1 protein-coding gene and 1 pseudogene are annotated in these 997 nt (G+C 64.2%); one reads left to right on the top strand and one right to left on the bottom strand.

Annotated features, from left to right (window positions below; translation table 11 throughout):
* Positions 1-277: 277 nt before the first annotated feature.
* Complete coding sequence (locus EN906_RS35380; RefSeq protein ID WP_127268446.1) at positions 278-706, bottom strand: Lrp/AsnC family transcriptional regulator; 429 nt, start codon at positions 704-706, stop codon at positions 278-280.
* A 115-nt stretch (positions 707-821) separates the two neighbouring features.
* Here EN906_RS35380 and EN906_RS35375 point away from each other — a divergent pair.
* Positions 822-932 (top strand): annotated as a pseudogene (locus EN906_RS35375) (saccharopine dehydrogenase NADP-binding domain-containing protein); the annotation flags it as partial.
* Between the last annotated feature and the right edge of the window lie 65 nt (positions 933-997).

The following is a 997-nucleotide window of genomic DNA, read 5'->3' as shown; positions in this document are numbered from 1 at the left end:
TAGCCGGTCGACATGGGGCAGCGGGCTGGGTCTCAGCCTTGTGCGAGCGATTGCCGATCTGCATGGCGCATCGATCACGCTTGAGGATTGTCGCCCTGGGCTTGAGGTGGCGGTGAGTTTTCTCCCCCCTTGAGGGGGAGATGTCGCCGCAGGCGACAGAGGGGGTCGCCTCGCGTGAAGCGCTAACGCCCATCTGTCGAAAGGAGGTCGCATCCGGTCGAACCGACCCCCTCTGGCCTGCCGGCCATCTCCCCCTCGAGGGGGGAGACCAGCAGCTTCACCGATCGATCCGCGTCGACAGGATGATCGACGACAGGGTCCGCTCGACCCCGTCCATGGCGCCGATCTGGTCGAGCAGCATGTCGAGGTCGCGGATCGATGGTGCGTCGACGATGACGATCATGTCGAAATTGCCGCTGACCGAATGCAGCGTCCGGACCGTCGTCAGGGCGCGCATGCCGCGCACCACCTTGTCGGCGAGCTTGGGCGTCACGGTGAGCAGTACATGCGCCCGCACCAGCCCCTGCTCATAGTCCGGCGCCAGTCGCACACCATAGCCTGATATGATGCCGCGCTGCTCCAGCCGTTCGATCCGGCTCTGCACCGTGGTCCGCGAGACGCCAAGCCGCCGCGCCAGCTCGGCGGTCGAGGCGCGCGCATTCTCGCGCAGCAGGGAAAGCAGGGCCTGTTCGGCGTCACTGAGCATTTCGACGATTCTTCCCGGCAGACTGTCCAATCAACGGTTTCGTTTCGAACCAAACCACGCTTCCATTCGACGGGCAAGCTGCGAATCTGGGCTCACAATCAGTGAGGGATCGGCCATGAAGAAAATTGTCGTTGTCGGCGCCGGAAAGATCGGCTCGACCATTGCCGAGATGCTCGCCGCCAAGGGGGATTATCAGGTCACGCTCGTCGACCGCTCGGCAGCACAGTTCGCTGCTGCCGAGCGGTCGACGAGCGTGACCTGATAATCCCCCTTGGCGGCGAGCATCTCGGC

Source organism: Mesorhizobium sp. M7A.F.Ca.CA.004.06.1.1 (assembly GCF_003999135.1).
In the GTDB taxonomy this organism is placed as follows: Bacteria; Pseudomonadota; Alphaproteobacteria; order Rhizobiales; family Rhizobiaceae; genus Mesorhizobium.
The sequence above is the reverse complement of the archived record's forward strand: the minus strand, read 5'-3'. Positions and strand labels throughout refer to the sequence as shown.

What these genes read in the sequence shown, in the direction of transcription:
- EN906_RS35380 (WP_127268446.1), bottom strand. Translation starts at nt 706, where the DNA reads ATGCTCAGTGACGCCGAACAGGCCCTGCTTTCCCTGCTGCGCGAGAAT.